20 protein-coding genes and 1 pseudogene are annotated in these 23419 nt (G+C 68.6%); 10 read left to right on the top strand and 11 right to left on the bottom strand.

Annotated features, from left to right (window positions below; all coding sequences use genetic code 11):
• Positions 1-43: 43 nt before the first annotated feature.
• Both ACEL92_RS05025 and ACEL92_RS05020 read right to left on the bottom strand, forming a co-directional pair.
• A complete protein-coding gene (locus ACEL92_RS05025) occupies positions 44-184 on the bottom strand; it encodes a hypothetical protein (RefSeq protein ID WP_374024539.1) in 141 nt (46 codons plus the stop codon).
• Between the two features lie 84 nt (positions 185-268).
• Entirely contained in the window at positions 269-1744 is a 1476-nt protein-coding gene (locus tag ACEL92_RS05020) for a DUF4185 domain-containing protein (RefSeq protein ID WP_374024538.1), read from the bottom strand.
• Positions 1745-2260: 516 nt separating this feature from the next.
• Between ACEL92_RS05020 and ACEL92_RS05015 the strand changes: the two are divergent.
• The 4 genes and pseudogenes from ACEL92_RS05015 to ACEL92_RS05000 all read left to right on the top strand — a co-directional run bounded on the left by ACEL92_RS05015 (position 2261) and on the right by ACEL92_RS05000 (position 7140).
• A pseudogene (locus tag ACEL92_RS05015) lies at positions 2261-3672 on the top strand (MFS transporter).
• A 246-nt stretch (positions 3673-3918) separates the two neighbouring features.
• Positions 3919-5145, top strand: a complete 1227-nt coding sequence (locus ACEL92_RS05010) for an acetyl-CoA acetyltransferase (protein WP_374024537.1) — start codon at positions 3919-3921, stop codon at positions 5143-5145.
• Between the two features lies 1 nt (position 5146).
• Positions 5147-6661 (top strand): carotenoid oxygenase family protein, encoded by a 1515-nt coding sequence (locus ACEL92_RS05005; RefSeq protein ID WP_374024536.1) that lies wholly within the window; start codon positions 5147-5149, stop codon positions 6659-6661.
• Positions 6661-7140 carry a VOC family protein gene (locus tag ACEL92_RS05000; RefSeq protein WP_374024535.1) on the top strand — a complete coding sequence of 160 codons (480 nt, stop codon included), beginning with the start codon at positions 6661-6663 and terminating at the stop codon, positions 7138-7140. Before ACEL92_RS05005 ends, ACEL92_RS05000 begins: the two co-directional genes overlap by 1 nt.
• A 4-nt stretch (positions 7141-7144) precedes the next feature.
• Here the strand turns inward: ACEL92_RS05000 and ACEL92_RS04995 are convergent, their stop codons facing one another.
• The 7 genes from ACEL92_RS04995 to ACEL92_RS04965 form a co-directional block, all read right to left on the bottom strand.
• On the bottom strand, positions 7145-7579 hold the full coding sequence (locus ACEL92_RS04995; RefSeq protein ID WP_374024534.1) for a hypothetical protein: 435 nt from the start codon (positions 7577-7579) through the stop codon (positions 7145-7147).
• Between the two features lie 116 nt (positions 7580-7695).
• Positions 7696-8169 (bottom strand): SRPBCC family protein, encoded by a 474-nt coding sequence (locus ACEL92_RS04990; protein ID WP_374024533.1) that lies wholly within the window; start codon positions 8167-8169, stop codon positions 7696-7698.
• 4 nt (positions 8170-8173) lie between these two features.
• Positions 8174-8362: an antitoxin gene (locus tag ACEL92_RS04985; protein ID WP_046182294.1), complete on the bottom strand. Its 189-nt coding sequence runs from the start codon at positions 8360-8362 to the stop codon at positions 8174-8176.
• A 58-nt stretch (positions 8363-8420) separates the two neighbouring features.
• Entirely contained in the window at positions 8421-10793 is a 2373-nt protein-coding gene (locus ACEL92_RS04980) for an HAD-IC family P-type ATPase (protein ID WP_374024532.1), read from the bottom strand.
• Positions 10790-12367: a serine hydrolase gene (locus tag ACEL92_RS04975; protein WP_374024531.1), complete on the bottom strand. Its 1578-nt coding sequence runs from the start codon at positions 12365-12367 to the stop codon at positions 10790-10792. The genes ACEL92_RS04980 and ACEL92_RS04975 overlap by 4 nt, the downstream gene beginning before the upstream one ends.
• Positions 12368-12406: 39 nt before the next feature.
• Positions 12407-13516: an MBL fold metallo-hydrolase gene (locus tag ACEL92_RS04970; protein WP_374024530.1), complete on the bottom strand. Its 1110-nt coding sequence runs from the start codon at positions 13514-13516 to the stop codon at positions 12407-12409.
• Between the two features lie 5 nt (positions 13517-13521).
• Entirely contained in the window at positions 13522-14253 is a 732-nt protein-coding gene (locus tag ACEL92_RS04965) for an enoyl-CoA hydratase (protein WP_374024529.1), read from the bottom strand.
• 27 nt (positions 14254-14280) lie between these two features.
• Here ACEL92_RS04965 and ACEL92_RS04960 point away from each other — a divergent pair, with 27 nt between their 5' ends.
• From ACEL92_RS04960 to ACEL92_RS04940, 5 genes are all read left to right on the top strand, one after another.
• Positions 14281-15753 (top strand): carboxyl transferase domain-containing protein, encoded by a 1473-nt coding sequence (locus ACEL92_RS04960; RefSeq protein ID WP_374024528.1) that lies wholly within the window; start codon positions 14281-14283, stop codon positions 15751-15753.
• Between the two features lie 242 nt (positions 15754-15995).
• Positions 15996-16706 carry a two-component system response regulator PrrA gene (gene prrA, locus ACEL92_RS04955; RefSeq protein ID WP_374024526.1) on the top strand — a complete coding sequence of 237 codons (711 nt, stop codon included), beginning with the start codon at positions 15996-15998 and terminating at the stop codon, positions 16704-16706.
• Between the two features lie 10 nt (positions 16707-16716).
• Positions 16717-18057, top strand: a complete 1341-nt coding sequence (locus ACEL92_RS04950; RefSeq protein ID WP_374024524.1) for an ATP-binding protein — start codon at positions 16717-16719, stop codon at positions 18055-18057.
• Positions 18058-18173: 116 nt separating this feature from the next.
• Positions 18174-18437, top strand: a complete 264-nt coding sequence (locus ACEL92_RS04945; RefSeq protein ID WP_374024523.1) for a DUF2630 family protein — start codon at positions 18174-18176, stop codon at positions 18435-18437.
• Positions 18434-19996 carry a phytoene desaturase family protein gene (locus tag ACEL92_RS04940; protein ID WP_374026082.1) on the top strand — a complete coding sequence of 521 codons (1563 nt, stop codon included), beginning with the start codon at positions 18434-18436 and terminating at the stop codon, positions 19994-19996. The genes ACEL92_RS04945 and ACEL92_RS04940 overlap by 4 nt, the downstream gene beginning before the upstream one ends.
• 15 nt (positions 19997-20011) lie before the next feature.
• On the opposite strand, the gene ACEL92_RS04935 is transcribed toward ACEL92_RS04940, so the two are convergent.
• Both ACEL92_RS04935 and pdxH read right to left on the bottom strand, forming a co-directional pair.
• Positions 20012-21304 (bottom strand): citrate synthase, encoded by a 1293-nt coding sequence (locus tag ACEL92_RS04935; RefSeq protein ID WP_374024522.1) that lies wholly within the window; start codon positions 21302-21304, stop codon positions 20012-20014.
• A gap of 129 nt (positions 21305-21433) precedes the next feature.
• Entirely contained in the window at positions 21434-22093 is a 660-nt protein-coding gene (gene pdxH, locus ACEL92_RS04930) for a pyridoxamine 5'-phosphate oxidase (protein ID WP_374024521.1), read from the bottom strand.
• 72 nt (positions 22094-22165) lie between these two features.
• On the opposite strand from pdxH, the gene ACEL92_RS04925 reads away from it, so the two are divergent.
• Entirely contained in the window at positions 22166-23287 is a 1122-nt protein-coding gene (locus tag ACEL92_RS04925; RefSeq protein WP_374024519.1) for a citrate synthase 2, read from the top strand.
• Positions 23288-23419: the final 132 nt, after the last annotated feature.

Raw genomic sequence — 23419 nt, 5'->3', positions numbered from 1 at the left:
TATATATTGCCCTGGCCCTTGGGGCCGGCCGCGACGCGCTCGGCTATGTGGCCATCCGCCCGTCGAGCAAGATGCCCAGGCGGACGGCGCCGTCTCTGCGGTGCACACTCTCGATGCGCACTTCGATGTCTGGCCGCCGTGGCTTGCTGGCGGTCGACGTGGCCGGATTTTCGAAGGTGATCATCGCCGATCTCCTCTCTCGCTGGGCCCCCGCTTTCTTCAGGGTGCGCCTGCTTTGCTGACTATTTGGGGTGCGACACGGTCACGATTAGGGCAAGACGGTGTGCATCAGCATCACGTCGTATGCCGACCACAGCGACAGGTTGAAGTAGAGATCCCGGCCCGACGACCACGGGTGGATCATCGGCGCGTAGATGCCGCCTGGCATCGAGAACGACGACACGAGCGGTTGCTCGGGGCTCCACGGTCCCTGCGGGGCCGGCGCGGTCCGCGCCACCACATCGTTGCTACCGCCGTTGGTGTAAAGCACCAGGTACTGCTTCAGATAGCTGTTGTACTGGGCCGACATCTCGCCCACCGGTCCGGGGAAGATCGGCGTCGCCGCGCCCGGGTTGTTGGGCACCCAGCGGCCGCCCTCGTCGCCGTTCCAGTACTGGTACTTGGTGAGGTCCGGCAACTGGCCCGGTGGCACTCGCGAAAGGAACGCCGCGCCGCCGCGACCCGACGGGGTGCCGAACTGGTAGAGGTAACCGTCGTTGCCCTTCATGAACGCACCCATTTGGAAGTTCTCATTGCCGGGAGTGAACCCGGCACCCGGGATGGCGTCCGCGGAGGCCGTTCGGATCGAGGTGGGAAAGATTCCCCAGTTCTGGCCATTGTCATTGGACCTGGCGATCGCCGAGTAGTTCGTCGACCATTCGCCGTCGCGGCCCCACTGCCGGATGGACATGTAGCTCATGTACTGCGTCCGGCCGATCGAGATGCCCGCGGTCGGGATGATCCCCGTCTCGTGCGCGGCCTTGTGGATGGTGTTGACGACCTGCTTGGACAGGCTCGTCGTCCACACCGGTGACCCGGAGTACCGGTCGTTGGGGACGCCGTCGGCGATGTGGATGCCGTGCGACAGGTCGTGATCCGAGCTGCGGAACAACGTGTTGTAGCGCCACTGCTGACCCTTGACCTTGCAGTAGCCGAAGGTGTCCCCGAACGCCATGAGGACCTGGCGGTTCACCGGATCGCCGTTGTCCCAGGCGATTCCGAGGTCGGTACCCGAGATGCTGAATCGCTGCAAAGTCTTGTTCGGGCCGTCGGGGCCGGTCACCCAGTCGACGAGCGACGTAGGCGCGCCCGCGATCGAGGGCGGCGGCGGGGCCGGCTGCGGCTGCGGGACCGGGGCGGCGTTGGGCTGCAGTTGGCCGGCGTTCGGCGGCTGCGGCAGGCCGGGGACGGGAGGATTGGGGCCGGGCGGAAGGACCTCGGCCTGGGGTCTCATCGGGGCGACCTGGCGACCCGGAGTCGTCGGCTTGAGGAATTGGGAGATCAGCGGGCCCAGCCTGGGCAGGGGTGCCTGGTCATTGGTGTGCGTCGGTCGGCGGCCGGTCGGCGGCTGAACGACCGGCTGCGGTGCGGGCATCGCCGGCGGGGCGACGGGCGGCTCCACGTTCGCTTCGGGTGCGCCACACGGGGTGGCAAAGGCCATCGGCGCGGGCCCGACCACGAAGACGAGTCCGACTGCGGCCGCCGACGCCACCGAGAGCGACACACTTCGAAGAATCGCCGACATGTAACACCTTTCGAGCGGCGGGACACCGCATTGACGTCCGCAGTTGGCTCATGTGACGATAGTGATTAGAGCGGTTGTTGTGACTAGTGATGCGACGATAGGTATCCATCCGTGACCGTGTCGCAACGCAGCCCCGAGCAGTGCAATCGCGCGGACCGCCGATTAGCTCCCGTACCTGTTCGGCTAACGGCGAAGCGCCACCCGCCGGATGCCATTTCCCGTCGTGGGCGCCTAGGAATTCCCCGCGATTGGTCGCGGCCGGGCGACGCTTGTTCGTCGTTCGCGGGCGTTCCCAGCCCGGTGTCCGGGGTGATTCTTCCGTGACGCGTTGGGACTCCGGAGCCGACGGCCACATCGGGCGCCCGGGCCACCGCCGCTGACCCCGTGCGCCGAGGGCCCCCGACGAGTACGCTCCCATCCGCCAGCACACCCACTATCGCCGCGGTCCAGCGATATCGCCGGTCTAGGCAAACCCGGTCGGCGCCACGGGTGGGCGGCCGCCAAGGAGGGCGACCGATGAGTGATCGTAAAGGCCTGCGTGGCAATCTATTCGAAACCCAGGCGTACCTGCGCCGCGTGGTCGCCGCCTCGATGGCCGGCACGGTCGTGGAATGGTACGAGTTTTTCCTCTACGGCACCGCCGCCACCCTTGTCTTCAGCAAGGTCTTCTTTCCGCGGGGCGGCAACGAACTCGACGCAATCCTCGCCGCCTTCGTGACCTACGCCGTTGGCTTCGCCGCCCGCCCGCTCGGGGGAATCGTCTTCGGCCAGCTCGGCGACCGGTACGGCCGAAGAAGCTGCTGCAGCTCAGCCTGTTGCTGGTCGGCGTCTCCACGTTCGCGATGGGATGCCTGCCCACCTTTGGTCAGATCGGGTACTGGGCCCCCGCGCTGCTCGTAATGCTGCGGTTCGCGCAAGGATTCGCCGTCGGCGGCGAGTGGGGCGGGGCGGTCCTGCTGGTCGCCGAGCACAGCCCAAAGTCCAGTCGCGGTTTCTGGGCCAGCTGGCCGCAGGCCGGCGTGCCCGGCGGAAACATGCTGGCCACGGTAGTGCTGCTGGTGCTTACGTCGACGCTCACTGACTCGGCGTTCCTGAGCTGGGGCTGGCGCATCGGCTTCTGGCTGTCCGCGATCGTCGTGCTGATCGGCTATTACATCCGCACCAAAGTGACGGACGCGCCGATCTTCTTCGAGGCGCAGCGACAGCTGGAGCGGGTCAGTACCGCCCGCGTCGGCGTGGCCGAGGTGTTAAAGCGTTACCCGCGTGGCGTTTTCACCGCCATGGGCATGCGGCTGGGCGAGAACACCATGTACTACCTCGTCGTCACCTTCTCCATCACCTATCTGAAAGTCCATGTGCACACCGACACCAAGACCATCCTGTGGTGGCTGCTGGTGGCGCACGCGGTGCACTTCGTCATCATTCCGCTGGCCGGGCGCCTCAGTGACCGATTCGGCAGGCGCCCAATCTATTTCATCGGCGCGATCAGCGCCTGCACCTGGGGCTTCTTCGCATTCCCGATGATGAACAGCGGCCGCAACGCGATCATTCTGTCGGCGATCGTCCTCGGCCTGATCATCCACGGCCTCATGTATGCGGTGCAGCCCGCGGCCATGGCCGAAATGTTTCCCACGCGGATGCGCTATTCCGGGGTGTCGCTCGGCTACCAGGTCACCTCGATCGTGGCCGGTTCGCTGGCACCGATCATCGCGGTGCGCCTACTCGAGACCTACAAATCCGCGGTACCCATCTCCTGGTATTTGGCGGCCACCGCCGCGGTGAGCGCCGTGGCCGTCCTCACCGCCGTGGAGACGAAGGGCATCGACCTGGCGACGATCGACTTGGCCGACGCCCGCAAACAGTTGGGCATTGCGGCAGGTCAGCCAGACGGGCCCGACCCCACCGAGCTCGTCGGAGGCGCCGTCTGAGTCGCGCGCCGACGCGACCCCACGACCGGTCGCCCCGCCGAACGGGGCACCAAGGTCGACTCCGCATGTTTGTCGACCGCCATCCGGGGCAATGTTCCATGAGAGGCGAACGCGTCGGCCGGCCTTCGCGTCCGCCTAGGTCCCGTCGGTTCAGCCCGAGAGCCGACGGGGCCGCCCCTCTTCTGGGACACATGTCCACCCGGATAGGCCTCAACGTCGACGCGATCCAGGAGTACCGTGCGGCGTATGGATGGCTCGGCGGCCGTGTGGATCCTGGGCGGCTGGCAAACCGACTTCGCCCGCAACCTGACCAAAGAGGGCCGCGACTTCGCCGCGCTGACCGCCGAGGTCGTCGACGGCACGCTCGAGGCGGCGAAGATGAGTGCCGCCGACATCGAGGTGGTGCACGTCGGGAATGCCTTTGGCGAAATGTTCGCCGCCCAGGGCCACCTCGGTGCGATGCCGGCCACGGTCCGCGCCGACCTCTGGGACACCCCCGCCTCCAGGCACGAGGCGGCGTGCGCGTCGGGCAGCATCGCGACCTTGTCCGCGATGGCGGATCTGCGGTCGGGCGCCTACGACACGGCGCTGGTGCTGGGGGTCGAGCTCGAGAAAACCGTGCCCGGCGACACCGCCGCCCAGCACCTTGGTGCCGCCGCCTGGACGGGTCACGAGGGGGCGGGCGCCCGCTATCTGTGGCCGTCGATGTTCGCTCAGGTCGCCGACGAATACGACCGGCGCTACGGGTTGGACGACGCGCACCTGCGAGCCATCGCGCAGCTGAACTTCGCGAACGCGCGGCGCAACCCCAAGGCCCAGACGCGCGACTGGACGGTCCCCGAACCCATCACGGATGACGACACGACCAACCCCATCACCGAGGGTCGGCTGCGCCGCTTCGACTGCAGCCAAATGACCGATGGCGGCGCGGGATTGGTGCTGGTCGGCGACGCCTACCTGCGCGCTCATCCCGACGCGTGCCCCATCGGCCGCATCGACGGGTGGGGGCACCGCACGGTGGGACTGGGCCTCCGCCAGAAGCTGGACCGAGCCACCGACGACCCGTACGTGCTTCCGCATGTGCGGGCCGCCGTCCAGGACGCGTTGCGGCGCGCGCGCCTGGCCCTCGACGACCTCGACGGATACGAGGTGCACGACTGCTTCACCCCCAGCGAGTACCTGGCGATCGACCACATCGGGTTGACCGGCCCGGGTGAGTCGTGGAAAGCGATCGAGAACGGCGAGATCGAAATCGGCGGCCGGCTGCCGATCAACCCCAGCGGCGGGCTGATCGGCGGCGGCCACCCGGTCGGTGCTTCGGGCGTGCGCATGCTGCTCGACGCGGCCAAACAGGTCAGCGGCGCGGCCGGCGAGTATCAGGTCGACGGCGCCAAGACCTTCGGCACCCTCAATTTCGGCGGCAGCACCGCCACCACGGTGAGTTTCGTTGTCAGCACGGCAGAAGGTGTGTGACATGGACGTCGCGATCGTCGGCAAGTTCTTGTCCACCCTGCCCGAGGACGACGACCACCCGTACCGGACCGGACCGTGGCGTCCCCAGACCACCGAGTGGGACGCCGACGATCTCACCACCGTTCAGGGGGAGATCCCGCGCGACCTGGATGGCATCTACCTGCGCAACACGGAGAACCCGCTGCACCCGGCGCTGAAGACCTATCATCCGTTCGACGGCGACGGCATGCTGCACATGGTCGGCTTCCGCGATGGAAAGGCGTTCTACCGCAACCGTTTCGTGCGGACCGACGGCTTCCTGGCGGAGAACGAGGCCGGCGAGCCGCTGTGGCCGGGGCTCGCCGAGCCGGTGCAACTGGCCAAGAGTGAGAAGGGCTGGGGCGCCCGAACCCGGATGAAGGACGCATCGAGCACCGACGTCATCGTGCACCGGGGCGTCGCGCTGACCAGCTTCTACCAGTGTGGCGACCTCTACCGGATCAATCCGTATTCGGGCGAAACCCTGGGCAAGGAGACCTGGAACGGGCGGTTCCCCACCGATTGGGGCGTGTCCGCGCACCCCAAGGTCGACGCCAAGGCCGGCGAGCTGCTGTTCTTCAGCTACAGCAAGCGCGACCCCTACATGCGCTACGGCGTCGTCGACCAGAGCAACGAGTTGGTCCACTACGTCGACATCCAACTGCCCGGACCGCGGCTGCCCCACGACATGGCGTTCACTGAAAACTACGTCATCCTCAACGATTTCCCGTTGTTCTGGGATCCGGCCCTGCTCGAACACGACGTGCACGTGCCGCGCTTTTATCCCGACATCCCGTCGCGCTTCGCGATCCTCCCCCGCCGGGGTGGCCCGGGCGACATTCGGTGGTTCGAGGCGGACCCGACGTTCGTGCTGCACTTCGTGAACGCGTACGAAGAGGGCGACGAGATCGTGCTCGACGGCTTCTTCGAGGGCGATCCTTCGCCGGCCGACACCGGTGGATCGAAGTGGGACAAGCTGTTTCGCTTCCTGGCGCTGGACCGTCTGCAGTCGCGGCTGCACCGTTGGCGGTTCAACCTGATTACCGGCGCCGTGCGGGAGGAGCGGCTGTCGGACTCCGTCACCGAGTTCGGCACCATCAACCCCGACTACGCCGCGGGCGCCTACCGTTACGCCTACGCCGCCACCGGCAAACCCGGCTGGTTCCTGTTCGACGGGCTGGTCAAACACGACCTGCAGACGGGATGCCAGCAGGAATTCCGCTTCGGCGAGGGTGTCTACGGAAGCGAGACGGCGATGGCGCCGCGGGTCGGCGCCATCGGTGAAGACGACGGCTACCTCGTCACGCTCACCACCGACATGAACACCGACGCCTCCTACTGCGTGGTCTTCGACGCCGGCCGGATCGCCGACGGACCGGTGTGCAAACTTCAACTGCCCGAGCGCATCTCCAGCGGCACGCATTCCACGTGGGCACCCGGGGAACAGCTGCGACACTGGCCCACCGCGGAGTCGGCGGCCGAAGCGGTCGGGCTGTGATGGCCCACCACCCCCGCCGCACCACGCACTGGCCGCCGCAGCTGGCGCCGATCGGCGGCATCCGGTTCGCGCGCCGATCGTCGAACTTCCAAGACACGGTGCGGTTCTACCGCGAGGTCGTCGGGCTGCCGCTCTTCGAGACGTTCGGCGAAAGCTACGGCAGTAACGGCGCCATCTTCGGCCTACCCAGCTGGAACCTGACCCTGGAAATCGTGGAGTCCGTCGAGCCCGTCGCGGTCGACCACCACGAGCAGCTCTGCCTCTACTTCCCCGACCGCCAGGCACAGCAGGCGGCGATCGCGCGGCTGCAGGCCGCGGGACACGAGCCGGTCGAACAGCATCCGTACTGGGAGGCGACGGGCGCCGTCACCTACCGCGACCCGGACGGCCGCGAAATCGTGTTCGCACCCTTCGTGTTCGGCGTCAACGAACCCCGCGAGAGCGCCAGCTCGGGCAAACACGAGTTCCCGTCGCCCTAGATCCTCAGCGGCCGGACCGCCGCGAAGCCACCGCCGTGATGACCGCCGCGATCGAACACGCCACAGCGCACACCGCCGCCACGGCGCCGACGTAGAGGCCGTACTGCGCCGACACCGGCGGATTGACGTTGAGCTTGTAGTACCACGCCGTCAGGGCGACGATCAGCAGCGAGATCAACAGTGCGCCAACCGAAGCCAGCCGCACCGACAGGCCGCGTCCGACCATCGCGCCGGTGACCAGCAGCGCCGAGGACAGCAGCACGATGAGCTGGCCCGCGCCGAACCCACGCGGAAGTTCCAGGTTGCCGTGCGCGCCCCCGATGGCGTTGGCCCAGCCCCCGCCGTTGACGGCCGTCGTCAGCCACGGCAGCCACGCACTGGCCGAGATCACCAACGCGAAAAGCGCCACCAGCCAACCAGGACGCAGCCGGCGAGTCATGCTAGCGAGATTAACCGACTCGGACCCGGCCCTGTGCGATCGAACGTCACGCTAGCGTGGCGCCCGACGACATCCGCCACGCTAGCGTGATGCTCGGCGAGCGGGGCGCTCGACGATCAGCGGCTACCGCTGTCGTGTCCGTTCATGCCGGGGTCGGGCCGGGTGAACACCGTCACGAAGTTCTGCAGTGACGTGTCGATGTCGCCCCGCAGGGCGGCGGCGACGATCATGCCGATCGGCCCGAACAGCGCCGGGCCGCCGAGATGGACGTCGAAGCTGACGATGGAGCCCTCCTCGGCGGGCTGAACCTTCGCCATCAGCTTGACCTTCACGCCGCCGACGCCGTCGCCGTTGAGCGTCATGCCTTCCGGCGGCTTGTACCGCACCACCGTCCACTTGATCCGGTTGTACATGCCCTTGACTTCGACGATCGACTCGACGACCGTGCCCTTGTCGATGTCGTCGGGCAGTTTGCTGCGCCACACCCGGTGGATGGTCAGCCAGTCCTTGTAGCGGGACAGGTCCGAGGCGTGCTTCCAGGCCACCTCGGGTGGCAACGGGACGTCGATGGATCCGGAGAGTTTCGCCATGAGCTCAGTTCTGGTTGTCGCCTTTTGCCGCGGCCTCGGCTGCCTTCTTGGCCTCTTCCTGCACTTTGTGGATGGTGTCGGAGTACTTGCCCTGCGTCTTGTCGTCGACGAATTCGCCGGCCTTGTCGATCGCCGTCTCGACCTTGTCGGCGTTCTGCGACAACAGGTCCTTGGCCTTGTCCAGGAATCCCATACCCCGTCCTTTCCCCGCCGGGAATCCTACTAATCCCGCGGGCCCGCGCTCCGGGTGGTCAGCGCCACAACCGCGGCTGCACGCCCAACATCCGGGCCCGGATCCACCACATCGCCTCGACGGCGGCGGCGCCCAGCACGCCGATCCCCACGGCGGTCGAGGTCACCGCCACGTCGGAGGGGTCGAGCAGGAACGCCTTGCGGGCCAGCGGGATGCTGAAGATCACGACGTAGGCCGCGGCCGAGGCGATGACCAGCGCGACCCGCCACCACTGATAGGGGCGAGCGACCACCGCGAGCACCCACAGCGCCGTCATCAGCAGCGTGATCAGGGCCGCGGTGGACGCCTGCTCCTGTTGCTGAAAGGTCGCGTGCCGGCCGTGGTAGGCCAGCAGGTAGGACGCGAAGGTCACGGCGCCGACGATCAGCCCGGACGGGAGCGCCGAGCTTAGCACCCGCCGGACGAAGCCCGGATAGGCGCGTTCGTTGTTGGGGGCGAGCGAGAGGATGAACGACGGGATTCCGATGGTGAACCACGCCGCGATCGTCACGTGGATCGGCTGAAACGGGTACAGCAGGGGGTCGGCCTTGATCGCCTTCGAGAACAGGCATTCGATGCCGACCAGTAGCGCCAGCAGCACCGAGTAGACGGTCTTGGTCAAGAACAGGTTGGCGACCCGCTCGATGTTGCCGATCACCCGCCGGCCCTCGGCGACGACATACGGCAGGGTGGCGAACCTGTTGTCCAGCAACACGATCTGCGCGACGGCGCGCGACGCCGGGCTGCCGGCGCCCATCGCGACGCCGATGTCGGCATCCTTGAGGGCCAGCACGTCGTTGACGCCGTCGCCGGTCATCGCGACGGTATGCCCGTGCGATTGCAGGGCGTGCACGATCGCCCGCTTCTGGTCGGGCCGCACCCGGCCGAACGTGGTGTAGGCATCCAGCGCGTCGGCCAGTTGCGCGGGCTGCGACGGCAGCCGGCGCGCGTCCATCGTCTCACCGCGCAGGCCGAGCTTGTCGGCGACGGCCCCGACGGACACCGCGTTGTCCCCGGAGATCACCTTCACCGAAACACCCTGCTCGGCAAAGTAGTCCAACGTTTCCGCGGCGTCCGGGCGCACCCTCTGCTCAAGGATCACGAGGGCCTGGGGGGTGACGCGGCCGGGGGCGTCGGCGTGGTCGACGGCCACGTCGCCGGTGCCGACCAGCAACACCCGCAACCCCTGCGCGCCGATGCGCTCGGCCCGCTCCGCCGCCGCCGACGCCGGGTCGAGCAGCACGTCCGGGGCCCCGATCACCCAGTTTCCGTGGTCCCCGTAGGACACCCCGCTCCACTTGGTCGCCGACTTGAACGGCGCGGTCGCCGTGGCGGTCCAGGCGGGTGGCCGTTGATAGGTCTCGGCAATCGCCTGCATGCTGGCGTTGGGACGCGGGTCGGCGGCGGCCAACGCCGCCAGCGCGTCCTCGACGTTGTCCCGTTGCGCCGCTTCGAATTCCTCCACCCCCGCCACGCGCATGCCGCTCTCCGTCAGGGTGCCGGTCTTGTCCGCGCACACCACATCGACCCGGGCGAGGCCCTCGATGGCGGGCAACTCCTGCACCAGGCACCGGTGCTGGCCGAGCCGGACCACCCCCACGGCAAACGCGACCGATGTCAGCAAGACCAGCCCTTCGGGCACCATCGGCACCAGCGCACCCACCGTCCGCAGCACCGACTGCCGCCAGCCCGCATGGGTGGTGAAGAACTGGGTGTAGATCGTCAGCAGGCCGGCAGGCACCAACAGGTAGGTGATGAACTGCAGGATCCGGTTGATGCCGTTGCGCAGTTCGGATTTGACCAGGGTGAACTTGCTGGCCTCCTCGGCCAGCTTGGCGGCGTAGGCCTCCGGCCCGACCTTGGTGGCGCGGTAGGCGCCCGTCCCGGCGACGACGAAGCTGCCGGACAGCACGGCGTCGCCCGCGGCCTTGCCGACCGGGTCGGCCTCCCCGGTCAGCAGCGACTCGTCGACCTCCAGGCTCGTCTCTTCGACAACCTGGCCGTCGACGACGACTTGGTCGCCGGGCCCGAGTTCGATGATGTCATCGAGCACCACCTCGGCGGGCGGCAGAGTCCGCGTCCCGGATCGCCTGCGCACCAACGGTTTCGCCTGTCCCACGATCGCCAGCGCGTCCAGGGTCTGCTTGGCCCGGATTTCCTGCACCATGCCGACGACGCTGTTGGCGACGATGAGCAGGCCGAACATCCCGTTGATCAGCGATCCCGTCGTCAGCACGATCAGCAACAGCACGCCCAGGATCGCGTTGATCCGGGTGAAGACGTTGGCCCGCACGATGTCCGGGATGCTGCGGGTGGCGCGTTCGCGGACAGCGTTGCTCTTGCCCTCGGCGACCCGCTGCGCCACCTCGGCATCGGTCAGACCGGCGATCATCGGGTGAACGTCCCCAGCTTGTCGGTGTCGTAGTACTCCAGGTTCAGAGTGTTGCCGGAGAACACGGCCTTGGAAATCGTTCCCGGCGGAGCGTTTTCGTCGGTCAGACCGAAGGTGAAGGTGTCACCATCCCAATGTGTCAGGGTCACCGACCGGTTCTTCGGTCCCATCACCAGCTGCAGGGCACCGTCACGTTCCCTGACGGCGGCCGGGCCCCAGTAGTCGCTCGCGTACTCGCCGGCGTAGTCGCCGAGCGGTCTGGCCGGGGCGGGGTTCGCCGGTGGTCGCCGGCCGACCAGCGCACCCTCCGGGTTGTTGAGCCAGCCGATCGCCTTCTTGTACAGCGCGCCCCAGTCCTCGCGGATTTGGCCGTACTCAACAAGATCCATGAACTGGGCGGTCAGCGTTTCCGGGATGCCGTAGGGCGCGCCGTTGGTAAGCGCGATGATGGCCAGGTCCTCCGAGGGCAGCACCACGAAGTTCGTCGCCGCGCCCAGGTCGAAAGCGCCCGAGTGGCTGTATTCGGTGCGCCCCGACGAATCGACCGACGCGTTGAAGCCGTATCCGTAGAACCCGGAGCGCGCCCCGGGCGTCTTCGCGGGCGCCGACACCATCTGCGGGCTGGTGGCGGGCAGCAAGGCCTCCGGCGACGCGATCCGCCGCCCGTCGTAAGTTCCCTTGCCCAGCAACATCATCAGCCAGCGGGCCATGTCGTTGACCGACGAACTGACGCCTCCCGCGGGCGACTGAGGATCGGGATCACGCTGAAATCGTGCCTCCCACGTGTCGCCGGCCTTGATGTGGTTGACCGCGCGGTTGGGCCGGGCGAGAAAGTCGGCGAACCGGGAACTGGTCGACGTCATCCCCAGCGGGCGGTAGAGCACCTCATCCGACAGGTCCTCCCATGACTTGCCCGCCGCGGTGGCCACCGCCTCGGCGGCGGCCGTCACCCCATAGTTGGTGTATGCATAGCTGGCCCGAAATGGGGCCAGGGGCAAGAACTTCAGCCGCTGAAGGGTCTGACGTCGGTCGTAGCCCAGGTCCTCGAGTTTGTCGCCCGCGTGGTCGGGCAGCCCGGAACGGTGCGAATAGAGGTCGGCGACGGTCACATGGCTGGTGACGTAGGGATCGCTGAGCGTGAACCACGGCAGCTTGGACGTGACGGGGGTGTCCCAGGCCAGGACGTTGTCACTGACTTCGTGCGCGACCACCGTGGACCCGACCGATTTGGACACCGACGCCAACTGGAAGACGGTGTCGGCGTCCACCCTGTTGCCTTGGCCTTGCCCCTTGCTGACGTCCTTGACGCCGAAGCCCTTGGCGTACAGAACTTTCCCACCGTGCACGATGGCCACGGCCATTCCCGGGACGCCGGTGCTCTTCATCAGGTCGCCGACCAGCCCGTCGACCTTCGCGACCGCGCCGTCGATGCGGCCGGCGGGGATCGCAACGCCGGACACCTCGTTGGGCGGCGCGTCAGAGACCGCGGGCGGGATGGAGGCGGGTTGAGCCGGCCCGCATCCGGTCATGCCGAACAGCACCGTGACGGCGGCCGCGGCCGCGCGTTTCGTCATGGCGGAACTTTAGCGTGGGGAGGTAGCTGGGCCCCCGAATCAGAGCCGCCACCAGGGGTTCGATTTCAGCGGCGTCGTCTGATCGACGCGCTGGCCCGGGGCGGGCACCGCGACGTTGACCCGTTCGGCGTCCGCGGCGGCGAGCAGCCGCTCGACCGGCTCGGCCCACGGGTGGGGGGCCAGCCGGAAGGTGCCCCAGTGGATCGGCACGAGCAGCCCGGCCTCGGTGAGGTCGAGGTGCGCCCGGACCGCCTCCTCGGGGTTCATGTGCACGTCCGGCCAGGCCGAGTTGTAGGCCCCGATGGGCAGCAGGGTCAGGTCGAACGGCCCGTGCTCTTCACCGATGTGCGCGAAGCTCTTGCTGTAGCCGGTGTCGCCACCGAAGTATGCGCGATGATTCCGGCCGACGAAGGCCCATGACGCCCACAGCGTGGTGTTGCGATCCAGGAAGCGACCCGAGAAGTGCCGCGCCGGCAGGCAGGTCACGATGAGCTCGTCGACCTTGCCGCTCTGGTGCCAGTCGAGTTCGACGATGCGATGCTCGGGGATCCCCCACGCCCGCAGGTGGGCACCGACACCGAGCGGGACGAAGAAGGGGGCCCGCTGCGTCTGGGCCAGCGCCGTCACCGTGTCGATGTCGAGGTGGTCGTAGTGGTCATGGCTGATCACCACGGCATCGACGGCGGGCAGCCCTTCCAGTTGCACCGGCGGCGGATGCAGCCGCTGCGGCCCGACGATATCCGACGGTGAGCAGCGGTCGCTCCATACCGGGTCGGTCAGTACCCGGTAACCGTCGATTTCCAGCAGCGCCGTCGAGTGGCCGAACCAGCTGACCGCGAGGCGGCCGGGATCACCGTCGAAGATCGCCGGCGCGGCCAACGGAATCGGCGAGGCCGGCCGGCCGACGCCGCGGTTGCCGATCAGCTCCCAGACGACGAGCCGCAGTTCCTCGCGGTCCAGGGAGTCCGACGCGGGTTCGATGTTGACGAATACGCCGTCGCGGTAGTTCGGTGACCCCTCGGCGACCGCCCGGATCGCGGCGGGGTGCGCGCCCAGGGCCGCCGGTGCGCCGTGCAGCGCCCGCACCACCCAGCTGCCGGCCGCCAGCGACGCCGTGCCCGCGGCCAGCCGCAGCGCCCCCCGCAGCATGACGGTCAGGCCCCCGTGAACTTCGGCGGTCGCTTCTCGATGCGGGCCACCTGGGCTTCGATGACGTCCTGGCTCGCCCACGCTTTGTCGAAGAGCTCCTTGTGCACCGGCAACGAGTCGTTCATGGCACCGTCATCGTTGAGCACCCGCTTGGCGTGTTGGATCGCCAGCGGTGCCAGGCCCGCGATCTCGGCGCCCCAGGCCTGGGCGTCGGCCAGTGTCCCGATGCGGTTGGCCAATCCACACTGCAGGGCCACTTCGGGCGTCAGCTTCTCCGCGGTCAGCAGCATCGCGCTGGCGCGCCCATGACCGACCAGCGAGGACAACCGACGGATGCTCCAATTATCCAGCGCCAGGCCATATTTCGAGGTCGGAAACTGAAAGAATGCTTCCGGCGCGACGACCCGTAGATCGCATCGCATCGCCAGCTGCAGGCCCGCGCCGATCGCTGGGCCGTTGATGGCACCGATCACCGGGATCAGCGTGGCATCCATCAACTTGTGCAGCTCGATGAGCCGGTCGGGGTAGTCGGCGGCGAACGCGTCGCCACTCAGGTCCGCGCCGGCGCAGAACGCGGTGCCCTGGCCGGTCAGCACGATGGCCCGAACGGTGCCGTCGCTGGCCTTCTGGAAGGTTTCCCGCAGCTCCTCGACGAGTTCGGAGTTGAGCGCATTGCGGCGCTCGGGCCGCTGCAGCTCGATCGTCAGCACGGCCTCGGCCTGGGTAACACCGATCATGGCTGCCACCCTATATAGCCTCGTGTCGTGAGTCGTATCACGGCTGCTCAGCTGCGCGACGCGGTGCTCGACGACGGTTCCTTCGTCCGCTGGGACGGAGACCCGCTCGCCATCCCGGTCAGCGAGGCGTATTCGCGGGAGTTGGCCGACGCGCGGGCGGCCACCGGCCTGGACGAATCGGTGCTGACGGGCGAGGGCCGCATTTTCGGGCGGCGGGTGGCGGTCGTGGTGTGTGAGTTCGGCTTCCTCGGCGGCTCGATCGGGGTGGCTGCGGCCGAACGGATCACCGCCGCGGTGCAGCGGGCGACCGCCGAGGGCCTGCCGTTGCTGGCCTCGCCGAGTTCCGGCGGCACCCGCATGCAGGAGGGCACCGTCGCCTTCCTGCAGATGGTGAAGATCGCCGCGGCGGTGCGCCTGCACAAGCAGGCCCACCTGCCCTACCTGGTCTACCTGCGCAACCCGACCACCGGCGGAGTGTTCGCGTCGTGGGGTTCGCTGGGCCACGTCACGGTCGCCGAGCCAGGTGCCCTGATCGGGTTTCTCGGGCCCCGGGTGTACCAGCTGCTCTACGGCGAACCCTTCCCCGAGGGGGTCCAGACGGCGGAGAACCTGCACCGTCATGGCGTGATCGACGGTGTCGCCGCCGTTGACGAGCTGCGCCGGATGCTCAGCCGCGCGCTGACCGTCATCGCCGATCCGCCCGAACCGCTACCGGCGGCGCCGCCGCCCGAACCGATCCCCGACGTGCCGGCATGGGACTCCGTGGTGGCGTCGCGCCGCCCGGACCGCCCGGGGGTCGGTCTGCTGTTGCGCCACGGCGCCACCGATCTGGTGCTGCTGTCGGGGACGGGGCTGGGGGAAGCGGCGACGACCCTGTTGGCCCTGGCCCGCTTCGCCGGTCAGCCCGCGGTGGTCCTGGGACAGCAGCGCGTGACGGGCGGGATGGTGGGCCCCGCGTCGCTGCGGGAGGCCCGGCGCGGCATGGCCCTGGCGGCCGAGCTGCGCCTGCCGCTGGTGCTGGTGATCGACACCGCGGGGCCCGCGTTGTCGGCCGAGGCCGAACAGGGCGGGCTGGCCGGCCAGATCGCCCAGTGCCTGGCCGAGCTGGTCACGCTCGATACCCCGACGGTGTCGGTGTTGCTCGGCCAGGGCAGCGGCGGGCCGGCGCTGGCGATGGTGCCCGCCGATCGGGTGTTGGCCGCGTTGCACGGCTGGCTGGCGCCCCTGCCGCCGGAAGGCGCCAGCGCGATCGTCTTCCGCGACACCGATCACGCGCCCGAACTGGCTGCCGCGCAAGGCATTCGGTCGCGAGATCTGTTGGCGTCGGGGATAGTCGACGCCGTGGTGCCGGAGCACCCCGATGCCGCCGACGAACCGGTCGAGTTCTGCCAGCGACTCTCGCGCGCCATCGCCGCCGAGGTGCACGGGCTGCGCGCGCTACCGGCGGGCGAGCGGCTGGCCACCCGATTGCGGCGTTACCGCCGCATCGGCTTGCCCTGAGATCGCGCCCAGCCCCAGCGCGCCCCGGCGGCCGGCGGTGCGGTCGAGCGGACTCCGGCCCAATCAGCCAAACCCGCACGCACGCGGCACGACTTGCCGCATCCGAGCGAATCCCGATGGACGGCATCCCATTTCGTCCGCACGCCGATACCAGCCGGCAGTTTCGGCGCAGCGTCGAAAGCGTAACCATTTGGGCACCGGCGGACCATCCACGGCACCGTCCCGTCCGACAATCAGGCAAGATGGGCAGCATGGACACTGGTGGGATTTCGCCTCGCGTCTTGGTCGTCGACGACGACTCCGATGTGCTCGCCTCGCTGGAACGCGGCCTGCGGTTGTCCGGATTCGAGGTGTCGACCGCGGTGGACGGCGCCGAAGCCTTGCGCAGCGCCACCGAGACCCGCCCGGACGCGATCGTGCTCGACATCAACATGCCCGTGCTGGACGGCGTCAGCGTCGTCACCGCGCTCCGGGCGATGGACAACGACGTGCCGGTCTGCGTGCTCTCCGCCCGCAGCTCGGTCGACGACCGGGTGGCCGGCCTGGAGGCCGGCGCCGACGACTACTTGGTCAAACCGTTCGTGCTGGCCGAGCTCGTCGCGCGGGTCAAGGCACTGCTGCGCCGCCGCGGCGCGACCGCAACCTCCTCCTCGGAGACCATCACCGTGGGCCCGCTGGAGGTCGACATTCCCGGCCGGCGCGCCCGGGTCAACGGCGTCGACGTCGACCTGACCAAGCGGGAATTCGACCTGCTGGCCGTGCTGGCCGAGCACAAGACCGCGGTACTGTCCCGCGCGCAGCTGTTGGAGCTGGTGTGGGGTTACGACTTCGCCGCCGACACCAACGTCGTCGACGTGTTCATCGGCTATCTGCGCCGCAAGCTCGAGGCCAACGGCGGTCCCCGGCTGCTGCACACGGTCCGCGGAGTTGGGTTCGTCCTGCGCATGCAGTAACCAGGCGGCCATGAATTTTCTGTCCCGGATCCTGACCCGTACACCGTCGCTACGCGCCCGGGTTGTGGTCGCGACGGTCATCGGCGCCGCCATTCCCGTACTCATCGTCGGCGTGGTCGTCTGGGTGGGCATCACCAACGATCGCAAAGAACGGCTGGACCGCCGCCTCGACGAGGCCGCGGGCTTCGCCATCCCCTTTCTGCCGCGCGGCCTCCACGAAATCCCGCGCTCCCCCAACGACAACGACGCCATCATGACCATCCGCCGCGGCGACCTGGTCACGTCGAATTCCAACGTGACGCTGCCCAAGCTGGACGTCGACTACGGCGACGCGTACGTCAACGGGGTGCGGTATCGGGTGCGCACGGTGACGATTCCCGCGCCGGAGCCCACGTCGCTGGCCGTGGGCGCGACCTATGAGGCGACCCTCGCCGAGACCAACAACCTGCACCGGCGGGTGCTGCTGATCTGTGGCTTCGCCATCGGCGCGGCCGCCGTATTCGCCTGGTCGCTGGCCGCGTTCGCCGTGCGGCCGTTCAAACAGCTCGCCCAGCAGACCCGATCGATCGACGCGGGAGACGAGGCACCGCGGGTCGAGGTGCACGGCGCCACCGAGGCCGTTGAGATCGCCGAGGCCATGCGGGGCATGCTGCAGCGCATCTGGAACGAGCAGAACCGGACCAAGGAGGCGCTGGCGTCGGCCCGCGACTTCGCCGCGGTGTCCTCGCACGAACTGCGCACCCCCCTGACCGCGATGCGCACCAACCTCGAGGTGCTGTCCACGCTGGATATGACCGACGACCAACGCAAGGAGGTGCTCAGCGACGTCATCCGCACCCAGTCCCGGATCGAAGCCACCTTGAGCGCCCTGGAACGGTTGGCCCAGGGCGAACTGTCTACCTCCGACGATCACGTGCCCGTCGACATCACCGAGCTGCTTGACCGTGCCGCCCACGACGCGATGCGCATCTACCCCGACCTCGACGTGTCGCTGGTGCCGTCGCCGACGTGCATCATCGTCGGCTTGCCGGCCGGATTGCGCCTGGCGGTGGACAACGCGATCGCCAACGCCGTCAAGCACGGCGGCGCCACCCGTGTCCAGCTCTCGGCGGTCACCTCGCGCGCCGGCGTCGAGATCGCCGTCGACGACAACGGCAGCGGCGTGCCCGAAGACGAACGCGACGTGGTGTTCGAGCGGTTCTCCCGCGGGTCGACCGCCTCGCATTCGGGCTCGGGGCTGGGGCTGGCGTTGGTGGCCCAGCAGGCCCACCTGCACCGCGGGACGGCGGCACTGGAAAGCAGCCCGCTGGGCGGCGCCCGACTGGTGCTGCGGCTCCCCGGCCCGAACTAACGCGACTTCGTCACGGGCACAACACTTTTCATGGGCTCCGCGCGGACGCCTGTCCGCGCGGCCGGCCACGGGTGACCTACCGAGCCGGCCCCTGCCGGGTCGGGCACACTGGAGCGATGGCCAACGGCAAGAAACCGACCGACAACGAAACCCTGGCACACATCCGCGACCTGGTCTCCGAGGAGAAAGCCTTGCGGGCGCAGCTGCAACAACGCGACATCTCCGAATCGGAAGAGCACGAACGCCTGCGGCGGCTCGAGGTCGAGCTGGACCAGTGCTGGGACCTGCTGCGGCAGCGTCGCGCGCTGCGCGACAGCGGCGGTGACCCTCGCGAGGCCGAGGTGCGGCCGCCCGACGAGGTCGAGGGCTACCTGAGCTGAGCCACGCCGCGGATGTCGACGCCGTCGTCATAGGCGGCGGCCACAACGGCCTGGTGGCCGCGGCGTACCTGGCCCGGGCGGGCCTACGGGTGCGGTTGCTGGAGCGGCTCGGGCACGTCGGCGGAGCCGCCGTCTCGGCGCGGGCGTTCGACGGGGTCGGTGTGCGGCTGTCGCGGTACTCCTACCTGGTCAGCCTGTTGCCGCCCCGCATCGGCGACGACCTGGGCGCCGGGGTGCGGTTGGCCCGGCGACGGTACTCCTCCTACACGCCGGATCCCGCCACGGGCGGTCGCCGCGGGCTGCTGATCGGGGCGGCCGGCGACGCGTTTGCCGCGATCGGCGCCGGCCCCGACGAGCACGGGTTCGCCGCCTTTTACGAACGCTGCCGGCTGGTGACCCAGCGGCTCTGGCCGACGCTGCTGGAACCGCTGTGCACTCGCGAACAGGCGCGCCGGCGGGTCGCCGCAGGCGGCGATGCGGCGGCCGCGTGGCACGCGTTGATCGACGAGCCGATCGGGCGTGCCATCGCCGCGGCCGTCGGCAACGACGTCGTCCGCGGCGTGATCGCGACCGATGCGCTGATCGGAACCTTCGCCCGCCTCGACGACCCGTCGCTGATCCAGAACGTCTGCTTCCTGTACCACGTGCTCGGTGGCGGGACCGGGGACTGGGATGTCCCGGTCGGCGGGATGGGCGCGCTGACTGAGGCCCTGGCAGCCGCTGCCGTCGGTCACGGTGCCGAAATCACCACCGGCGTCGAGGTTTACGCCGTCGAACCGGACGGTCTGGTCCGGTTCCGTGCCCGCGACGAGGAGCAGGTCATCCGGGCCCGGTTCGTCCTCGCGGGAGTGACGCCGACGGTGCTGGCCGGCCTGCTCGGGGAACGACCGCCCGCCCCCGCCCAGGGAGCGCAGGTCAAGGTCAACATGGTGCTGCGGCGGCTGCCCCGGTTGCGGGACGACGCGGTGACGGCCGAGCAGGCGTTCACCGGGACCTTTCACGTCAACGAGGCATGGACACAACTGGACACGGCGTACGCGCGGGCTGCCGCCGGGCATGTTCCGGATCCGCTGCCCTGCGAAGCCTATTGCCATTCGCTGACCGACCCGAGCATCTTGTCAGCCGACCTGCGCGAGTCGGGCGCCCACACGATGACGGTGTTCGGCCTGCACACCCCGCACTCGCTGTTCGACGGCACCTATTCCGGCGCGCTGCGCGACCGGCTGACCGAGTCGGTGCTGGCGTCCCTGAATTCCGTTCTGGCCGAACCCATTCAGGAACTGTTGCTGCCCGACGCGCACGGACGCCCCTGCATCGAGACGACGACCACCCTCGACCTGCATCGCACGCTGCGGATGACTGCCGGCAACATCTTCCACGGCGGCCTGGCGTGGCCGTTCGCCGACGATGACGACCCGCTGGACACGCCGGCGCGGCAGTGGGGAGTGGCCACCGCGCACGAGCGGATCATGCTGTGCGGCTCGGGCACCCGCCGCGGGGGTGCGGTCTCGGGCATCGGCGGGCACAACGCCGCCATGTCGGTGCTGGCCTCGCTGTGACTCGACGCGCTCTGACTAGCGCGCGTCGATGGTCTTGTAGTCGCGCTCGGTGTAGCCGGTGTAGATCTGGCGTGGACGGCCGATCTTGCTGTCGCCCTCGTCGTGCATCTCACGCCAGTGCGCGATCCAGCCGGGCAGCCGGCCCAACGCGAACAGCACGGTGAACATCCGGACCGGAAAGCCCAGGGCCCGGTAGATCAGCCCGGTGTAGAAGTCGACGTTCGGGTACAGCTTGCGCTCGACGAAGTAGTCGTCGGTCAGCGCCGCCTCTTCCAGTTCCTTGGCGATGTCCAGCAGCGGGTCGCCGCCGAGCTTGGCCAGGATCTTGTCGGCCTGTTCCTTGACGATGCGGGCGCGGGGGTCGTAGTTCTTGTAGACCCGGTGGCCGAAGCCCATCAGCTTCACGCCCTCTTCGCGGTTCTTCACCTTGCGGACGAACTCGCTGACGTCGTCGCCACTTTCGCGGATCTGCTCGAGCATCTCGAGCACCGCCTGGTTGGCGCCGCCGTGCAGCGGCCCCCACAGGGCGTTGATGCCACCGGAGATCGAGGTGAACAGGTTGGCCCGCGACGACCCCACCAGCCGCACCGTCGACGTCGAACAGTTCTGCTCGTGGTCGGCGTGCAGGATGAGCAGCATGTCCAGCGCCCGCACCACTTCGGGATCGGCCTGATACGGCTCGGCCGGCAGCCCGAACGTCATCCGCAGGAAGTTCTCCACCAGCGACAGGTTGTTGTCCGGGTAGAGGAACGGCTGACCGACGGACTTCTTGTAGGCGTACGCCGCGATGGTGGGCAGCTTCGCGAGCAGCCGGATCGTCGACAGCTCGACCTGGTTGTTATCCATCGGGTCGAGCGCGTCGGGGTAGTACGCGCTCAGCGCGTTCACCACGCTGGACAGCACCGGCATGGGGTGGGCGTTACGGGGGAAGCCGTCGAAGAAGCGCTTGAGGTCCTCGTGCAGCATGGTGTGCAGCTGGATCCGCTTGGTGAACTCGGCGAGTTGGTCGGAGTCGGGCAGCTCGCCGTAGATCAGCAGGTAGCTGACCTCGATGAAGGTCGACTTCTCGGCGAGCTGCTCGATCGGGTAGCCGCGGTACCGCAGAATCCCGGCGTCGCCGTCGATATAGGTGATGGCGCTCTTGCAGGCGGCGGTGTTGACGAAGCCGTTGTCGAAGGTGGTGTGCCCGGTCTTGGACAACAGGGGACCGAGCGCAATGCCGTCAGCACCTTCGGTGGCGTGAACGATTTCGAGATCGATCTCGCCCCCCGGGTACTTCAGAGTTGCGGTGTCGTCGGTGTCGGCCACGAGAACCCCTTTGCGCTCTGGCTGGTATGGCTGCCCTGACTAGGTGCTTATAGGTGAAGGTAGTCGTTGTCGCGTTCGCGCGCCTGCCCGGGGTCGAGTCTGCGGCGTCGCACCGACCCTGGGCTCGGGCTAGGGCTGGAGGCGTTCGACCCGATCGCCGGTGACCCGGATCCGGTTATGCAACCGGTTCTCCCGCCCCTGCCAGAATTCGACCGACTCCGGAGCGAGCAGATAACCGCCCCAGCCGGGCGGAACCGGGATCTGATCCTGGTCGGCGAACCGCGCGGTCACCTCCGCCAGCTGGTCGAGCAGCGCCGCGCGCGACGCGATCGGCCGGGACTGCTGCGAGGCCCAAGCGCCCAGTTGAGAGCCACGCGGCCGCTTGGACCAGTAGTCCAGGGTGTCCTGCGGCGTGACCTTACTCACCGGACCGCGAAGGTGCACCTGCCGTCCCAGTTGGTACCAGGGAAAGGTCACCGCCGCGTACGGCGTCGCGGCCAGGTCGGCGCCCTTGGCCGAGTCATAGTTGGTGAAAAATGTGATCCCGGACTCGTCCACACTCTTGCACAGCACCGATCGGCTCGCCGGCTTGCCGTCGGCGACGGTGGCCAGCACCATCGCGTTGGGTTCGGCAACGCCGGACCGCTCGGCTTCGTCGATCCATTTGCGCAACAAGGCAACCCAGCCGTCGTCGAGCCAATCCGCGTCGAGATCGGGACTGCCGTCCTTTTCCACCGATCCGTACTCCACGCGCATCCTTTGCAGGTGGTCGGGGTCTGGTCCTGCCATCGCGCCAACGCTACCGGGGCTTGCTACCGGCCGGTAGCGTCGGCCCGAGGGTGGGGTGCGAGAATTTTGCCTATGACTGTGGTCCCCGAAGATTTTGTCCCCGGCCTGGAAGGCGTGGTCGCCTTCACGACCGAGATCGCAGAACCGGACAAAGACGGCGGTGCCCTGCGCTACCGCGGCGTCGACATCCAAGACTTGGTGAACCAGCAGGTCACCTTCGGTGACGTGTGGGCCCTGCTGGTCGACGGCAAGTTCGGCCACGGATTGCCGCCCGCCGAGCCGTTCCCGCTCCCCATCCACACCGGCGACGTGCGCGTCGACGTGCAGGCGGGCCTGGCGATGCTGGCGCCGATCTGGGGCTACCGGCCCCTGCTCGACACCGACGACACCACGGCGCGCGATCAGCTGGCCCGGGCGTCGGTGATGGCGCTGTCCTACGTCGCGCAGTCCGCCCGCGGCATCTACCAGCCGGCGGTTCCCCAGCGGGTGATCGACGAATGCTCAACCGTCACAGCGCGTTTCATGACGCGTTGGCAGGGCGAGCCGGACCCGCGGCACGTCGAGGCGATCGACGCCTATTGGGTGTCGGCCGCCGAACACGGCATGAACGCCTCGACCTTCACCGCGCGCGTGATCGCCTCGACCGGGGCCGACGTCGCGGCTGCGTTGTCTGGGGCGATCGGGGCCATGAGCGGACCGTTGCACGGTGGCGCGCCGGCCCGCGTGCTGCCGATGATCGAAGAGGTCGAGCGCACCGGCGACGCCCGCGGCCTGGTCAAGAGGATCCTGGACAGCGGCGACAAGCTGATGGGTTTCGGACACCGCGTCTACCGCGCGGAGGACCCGCGGGCGCGGGTGCTGCGCGCGACCGCCGAGCGGCTCGGCGCGCCGCGCCACGAGGTCGCGGTCGCGCTGGAGCAGGCGGCCCTGGCCGAGCTGCGCGAGCGCCGTCCGGACCGCGCCATCGAGACCAACGTCGAGTTCTGGGCGGCGGTGATCCTGGACTTCGCCCAGGTCCCCGCCAACATGATGCCCGCGATGTTCACCTGCGGGCGCACCGCGGGCTGGTGCGCGCACATCCTCGAGCAGAAGCGGCTGGGCAAGCTGGTTCGCCCGTCGGCCATCTATGTGGGACCCGGACCGCGCAGCCCGGAATCCGTCGAGGGTTGGGACCGCAGCCTTACCCACGCCTGAGGCGCGCCCTGTTGTCGGTGCCCCGCGATTAAATGAGTGTCGCCGCGATGAGTTTGTGTCGCGGGCGCAGTCATAACTCGCGGGCCTGCCCGCCCGAGGCCGGCCTGGGAACCGACAGCAAGGAGAACCACA

The organism is Mycobacterium hainanense, assembly GCF_041890355.1.
In the GTDB taxonomy this organism is placed as follows: Bacteria; Actinomycetota; Actinomycetes; order Mycobacteriales; family Mycobacteriaceae; genus Mycobacterium; species Mycobacterium hainanense.
Note: the sequence above shows the minus strand (reverse complement) of the source record. Positions and strands in the feature narration are given on the sequence as shown.